This window comes from Enterobacter sp. 301B, assembly GCF_003850715.1.
GTDB lineage: Bacteria > Pseudomonadota > Gammaproteobacteria > Enterobacterales > Enterobacteriaceae > Enterobacter > Enterobacter intestinihominis.
In genome coordinates this window covers 1-3,759 of sequence record NZ_PQTC01000057.1, presented here as the reverse complement: position 1 = coordinate 3,759, position 3,759 = coordinate 1, and the positions used below count along the sequence as shown (strand labels likewise).

The following is a 3,759-nucleotide window of genomic DNA, read 5'->3' as shown; positions in this document are numbered from 1 at the left end:
ACGTTTTTTGCCAAATCGATTCCAATAGTTTTAACGTTCATGATAGCAGCGCTCCGTTCAATGAGTGACGATTTATCGTCCCACTGTGGCACAAGAGATGGGAGGCGACCATTCCATTAACAAAGCCGCAATTTATGCAAATCAAATGCTCCAGAAGACGGCTGGCAGACTATCAACAGGATATCTGTATGGCCACTCTTGCACTCTGCATTCCGATTGACGCCGCATCGTAAGTTGAAGTTTGCTAATCTTTGAGATGTAGTACCCTCTATACAGTGCGGATTTTAATTAATGGAATAAATGATTATGAGTGAAAATGATACAATCCAAAAGAAGTCTAAAAGCCAGATTAACAAAGCGGTATTCTTTACATCTGCTTTGTTAATTTTCCTTCTTGTCGCCTTTGCCGCTGTATTCCCGGATGTCGCCGACAAAAATTTTAAACTACTTCAGCAACAAATCTTCACGAATGCCAGCTGGTTCTACATCCTTGCAGTGGCCCTGATTCTACTGAGTGTCTCGTTCCTGGGACTCTCACGCTACGGTGATATCAAACTGGGTCCGGACCATGCGCAGCCTGATTTTAGCTATCACTCCTGGTTTGCGATGCTTTTCTCGGCAGGGATGGGGATCGGCCTGATGTTCTTTGGCGTTGCTGAACCTGTGATGCATTATCTTTCACCTCCTGTCGGCACTCCAGAGACCGTTGCGGCAGCGAAGGAAGCAATGCGCCTGACGTTCTTCCACTGGGGCCTGCACGCATGGGCAATCTATGCCATTGTGGCACTGATCCTGGCCTTTTTCAGTTACCGTCACGGTCTGCCTTTAACGCTGCGTTCCGCACTTTATCCCATTATTGGCGAGCGCATATACGGACCTGTAGGCCATGCGGTTGATATTTTCGCCGTTATTGGCACCGTCTTTGGCGTTGCGACATCGCTGGGGTACGGTGTTTTGCAGGTGAATGCTGGTTTGAATCATCTTTTCGGGGTGCCTATTAATGAAACGGTGCAGGTGATTCTAATCGTTGTCATCACTGGTTTAGCGACGATTTCGGTGGTGTCCGGCCTGGACAAGGGAATACGTATACTGTCTGAGCTCAACCTGGGCCTGGCAGTGCTGCTGCTGGCGCTGGTCCTGTGTCTGGGACCAACCGTGCTTCTGCTGAAGTCATTTGTGGAAAATACGGGCGGTTATCTTTCTGAACTGGTGAGTAAAACTTTTAACCTTTATGCGTATGAACCTAAGTCGAGCAACTGGCTGGGGGGCTGGACATTACTGTACTGGGGATGGTGGCTTTCATGGTCGCCGTTTGTGGGGATGTTCATCGCAAGAGTCTCGCGCGGTCGAACCATTCGCGAGTTTGTCACCGGCGTGCTGTTTGTTCCCGCCGGCTTCACGCTCATGTGGATGACGGTGTTTGGTAACAGCGCAATCTATCTCATTATGCACCAGGGGGCGGCTGATCTCGCCAATACCGTTCAGCAGGATGTCGCGCTGGCCCTGTTTAATTTCCTGGAGCATTTCCCGTTTTCTTCCGTGCTGTCATTTATTGCAATGGCGATGGTCATTGTCTTCTTTGTCACCTCGGCTGACTCCGGGGCAATGGTTGTTGATACGCTGGCATCGGGTGGCGTCGCTAACACGCCTGTATGGCAGCGAATTTTCTGGGCCTCGCTCATAGGGATTGTGGCAATCGCACTGCTGATTGCGGGGGGACTGAGCGCGCTGCAAACCGTGACAATAGCGAGCGCATTACCTTTCTCAGTGATTTTACTGATATCCATATACGGATTATTAAAAGCCCTGCGTCGGGATTTGACCAAGCGTGAAAGCCTGAGCATGGCGACTATTGCTCCGACTGCAGCGCGTAACCCGATTCCATGGCAGAGACGCTTGCGCAATATCGCTTATCTGCCAAAGCGCTCTCTTGTGATACGCTTTATGGGCGACGTTATCCAGCCCGCCATGACGCTGGTTCAGGAAGAACTGAATAAACAGGGAACGATAAGCCATATAAGTGATACTGATGACGAACGAATTCGGCTTGAAGTCGATTTGGGCAATGAGCTGAACTTTATTTATGAAGTGAGACTTCGTGGCTATAACTCACCGGCTTTCGCCATGGCTGCAATGGACAATGACGAGCAGCAGGTTGAGCAACATCGATATTATCGCGCTGAGGTCTATCTGAAAGAAGGCGGTCAAAACTATGATGTGATGGGCTGGAATCAGGAACAGCTGATTAATGACATACTGGACCAGTACGAAAAACACCTGCACTTCCTGCACCTCGTTCGTTAATACAAAAATGCCGTCCTGCCGGGCGGCATTTATTTTCCCGAACTTAATACAAGGATATGCTGAATGATTTTACGCTGGCAATGGATTCTCAGGCAGACACTTAAAAAACTATGGTTCAGGGCAACGTTATTTGCAATGGTAGCAATAATAACGGCCCTTTTATCTATTCTTTTTAGATCAATGATCCCAGAGTCAGTATCAGTGAAGGTTGGTGCGGAAGCAGTTGATAATATTCTGAACATACTGGCATCGAGTATGCTGGCGGTGACCACATTTTCACTGAGTATCATGGTCACCGCTTACGGTTCAGCCACTACTAATGTGACGCCCAGAGCCACGCGTTTAGTTGTAGAAGACGTAACCACACAAAATGTACTGGCCACTTTTATCGGTTCTTTTCTCTTCAGCCTGGTAGGGATTATTGCCCTCAATATGGGAGCCTACGGAGAAAGGGGTAGAGTCATTTTATTCATTGTAACACTGGTTGTCATTGCCTTAATAATCATCACATTGCTTCGCTGGATACAGCATTTGACCTCTCTGGGCAGGGTAGGTGAGACAACAGCAAAAGTAGAACAGGCGGCGATCGAGACATTTATTGCGAGAGCAAAAAGTCCATGTCTTGGCGGATATCCATGGCTTGAGAACAATGAACAACCAAAAGGAACTGTTGCCGTATATCCGGAGAAAATTGGCTATGTTGAATATATTGACATGGTCAAGCTCGGCAGTCTGCTGAGCAATGATCCTCGTCATGTATATCTTGTGGCGCAGCCAGGCAGTTTCATACATCCATCGATGCCAGTTTTGTACCTGAGTTCTGGTCAGGAGTCATCAATCTGTACCGATTTACTTGAAACGATCATTGTCTCGGATGTGCGTTCATTTGCTCAGGATCCCCGATTCTGTCTCAGCGTCATGGCCGAAATAGCCTGCAGGGCCCTTTCGCCCGCAGTAAACGATCCCGGTACTGCGATTGATGTCATTGGCAGAGGTGTTCGAATACTCTCCGCTTACGCGCAGAATAAAATAGATGAAACTGAAGTGATATATCCTTCAGTACATGTTGCGCCACTTCAGATCAAAGACCTACTGGAAGACTTTTTCTTACCTGTTGCACGTGATGGTGCGAGTATGAGGGAGATTCAGATAAGAGTCCTTAAAGGACTGTCTATGCTGAGTAAGGGTTGGCCTGGGATGTTTGCTGAAGCCGCACATATACTGGCATCTGAAACATTAGAGCATGCAACTCGTACTGGTCATATAGCCCATGACGAATATCTTATAAAATCAATTTATTATAATTTATTCAGTGGCGAAAATCCTAAGGAAGGTGCGAACAAGTTCCTGATATGAGATCATCATATTCATCCGGAGCGCATCCCAGAGGGACATCATGAGCCATCAACTCACCTTCGCCGATAGTGAATTCAGCACTAAGCGCCGTCAGACCCG

Annotated in this window: 2 protein-coding genes; both read left to right on the top strand. The window is 47.8% G+C overall.

The annotated features are described in order from the left end of the window. Nucleotides 1-306: 306 nt before the first annotated feature. Nucleotides 307-2,304, top strand: a complete 1,998-nt coding sequence (gene betT / locus C3451_RS24030) for a choline BCCT transporter BetT (RefSeq protein WP_047353163.1) — start codon at nt 307-309, stop codon at nt 2,302-2,304. A gap of 63 nt (nt 2,305-2,367) precedes the next feature. After that, nucleotides 2,368-3,660, top strand: coding sequence for a DUF2254 domain-containing protein (locus C3451_RS24025; RefSeq protein WP_023304011.1), 1,293 nt, complete (start codon nt 2,368-2,370; stop codon nt 3,658-3,660). Nucleotides 3,661-3,759: the final 99 nt, after the last annotated feature.

Coding starts and splice junctions, on each gene's coding strand:
- betT (WP_047353163.1), top strand. CDS start 307: ATGAGTGAAAATGATACAATCCAAAAGAAGTCTAAAAGCCAGATTAAC.
- C3451_RS24025 (WP_023304011.1), top strand. CDS start 2,368: ATGATTTTACGCTGGCAATGGATTCTCAGGCAGACACTTAAAAAACTA.